Consider the following 1,456-nt stretch of genomic DNA (forward strand, 5'->3'; position numbering starts at 1 on the left):
TTTTGTTGGAGGAAGGTTGATTCCTGCATGGCGGGCGGGCGCGGGTGTGCTGGGGCGCTGGTGGAATCGTGCGGGGTGTTTGTTGTAGTAGCGCTGTAGTGCCTGGTCGCGTGTCTTCCAGACTTCTTTCCAGGAGCCGTCATGGACTTCGGCGGGCGAGAACAGTGCGATGCCCGAGTGTTTGTGTTGGGTGTTGTACCAGGGCACGTACTCAGCGAGGTAGTCGCGGGCGGCCTCGACTTCTTTGAACACCCGGGGGTAGCCGGGCCTGTACTTCATGGTCCGGAACCCGGATTCGGAGAAGGGGTTGTCGTTCGAGACGTAGGGCCGGTTGTGGGAGAGTTCCACGCCGTGGCTGGTGAGAGCATTCCGGAGCAGGTTGGATCGCATTGCCGGCCCCGAGTCGGAGTGAACTATGCATGGTGCGCCATGCCGGGCGATCGCGGTTTCGAACATCTCCACGGCGAGGTGGTCGGCTTCCCGTTCCTCGACCCGCCAGGCAACCATGCGCCGGGAGTAGATATCAAGGACCGAGTAGGCCTTGAATGAGCGTCCCCGCCAGGGGGAGTACAGATCGGTGATGTCCCAGGACCAGACCTGCCCCGGGCCCGTGGCCATCACCACGGGCTTCTCCCGCGGGGCCCGGTTGCTCCCCTTCCTGGTCGGGATGGTGGGGCGCAGCATCTGGTCCTCGATCTGCGCCGCGACCCGCCACCATGTGCGGCGGGAAGCGAGCATCACCCCCGCGTCCCACGCAGCCGCGTAGGAATGATCAACGGAGACCTCGTTGACCCACCCGGCCAGGATGTATTCGCAGATCCGGTCGCGATCATTCGCGCTGAGACGTGAGTGGTAAGCGCGCTCAGATTGTCCGAGCGGGTTCTGGACCCGTTCGCGGGGATTCTGCCGGTAGTGCCAGGTCGAGCGGGATACGCCGGCGACCTCGAGGGCTCGCCGTTGCGAACCGGTGAGCGTTGTCAGTTGCCGGACGAGGAGGTTCTCGGCTTCGATGAACCTTTCGGATCTTTCGTCTGGGCCGTATCGGGCTCTGGCACGCTCAACTCGTGCAAGAGCCCGATAGCTTTTCCCAAGGCTGTATTCGTGCCTTCGAGTTCACGGATCCGACTCTGGAGCTGTTCGACTTCGGACTGATGTTTAGCGATCTCCTTGGCGCGCGCCTTCTCAAACGCGGACCACTCGCCATTGGTGCGGGCCATGTTCCCATGCTCTCGTGGAATCAGATTCCGGTCGAGGTCACCCTCTTGCACCATCTTCCGCCAGCGCCGAAACGTCCATTCAGTCACCGGCTGGGAGGCAAGCCATTCCTTCCTCGTCCCATACGGCTGCACATAGTACTGATGCACCAATTCCCGAATCTCATCGCGGCTAATACCTCGCGGCCCAACAGACATGGCTGCTCCTCTTCAATCACTGACTGACTCACAACCAGCCTGAC

2 protein-coding genes are annotated in these 1,456 nt (G+C 62.0%); both read right to left on the reverse strand.

The window, feature by feature from the left end; all coding sequences use genetic code 11:
* Window positions 1-738: DDE-type integrase/transposase/recombinase (locus PV761_RS24130; protein ID WP_347900043.1), on the reverse strand; the 738-nt coding region annotated here is incomplete at its 3' end.
* Between the two features lie 239 nt (window positions 739-977).
* The gene (locus PV761_RS24135) at window positions 978-1,412 is read right to left on the reverse strand and encodes a hypothetical protein (protein ID WP_347900042.1); all 435 of its coding nucleotides are present in this window, start codon (window positions 1,410-1,412) and stop codon (window positions 978-980) included.
* Between the last annotated feature and the right edge of the window lie 44 nt (window positions 1,413-1,456).

It is taken from the genome of Arthrobacter sp. CC3 (assembly GCF_039907775.1).
Taxonomy (GTDB): domain Bacteria; phylum Actinomycetota; class Actinomycetes; order Actinomycetales; family Micrococcaceae; genus Arthrobacter.